This window comes from Chitinophaga sp. 05T412 (assembly GCF_056396465.1).
In genome coordinates this window covers 1-400 of sequence record NZ_JBFTLN010000105.1, presented here as the reverse complement: position 1 = coordinate 400, position 400 = coordinate 1, and the positions used below count along the sequence as shown (strand labels likewise).

The window sequence follows — 400 nt, the reverse complement described above, 5'->3', positions numbered from 1 at the left end:
GTAACTGTTCCTGCTGGTAACAGAGTAACCTTTATCTGGTGGGTAACCAACGGCGTCTGTGATTCRACCAGTGCAGCCGTTTCTGTTGTAAACTATCCTAAACCGGTGGTTGCCAAAGTTGATAGTGTGGCAGCACAGTGTAATAATGCTACATTCACTATTAAAGGAAATGATCCTACTACTACCTTCGGTGGTAAAGGTGTTTGGAGATTTACSCCTACTCCGGGTGTAACCATCACYGATAGCACKAAAGCAACGACCACCGTAACTGTTCCTGCTGGTAACAGAGTAACCTTTATCTGGTGGGTAACCAACGGCGTCTGTGATTCAACCAGTGCAGCCGTTTCTGTTGTAAACTATCCTAAACCAGTGGTTGCCAAAGTTGATAGTGTGGCAGCAC

The 400-nt window shown here is 46.0% G+C and carries 1 protein-coding gene; it reads left to right on the top strand.

Annotated features, from left to right (window positions below; genetic code table 11):
• A partial coding sequence (locus AC1DFM_RS34870; protein ID WP_477081397.1) for a hypothetical protein occupies positions 1 to 400 on the top strand: 400 nt, incomplete at both ends.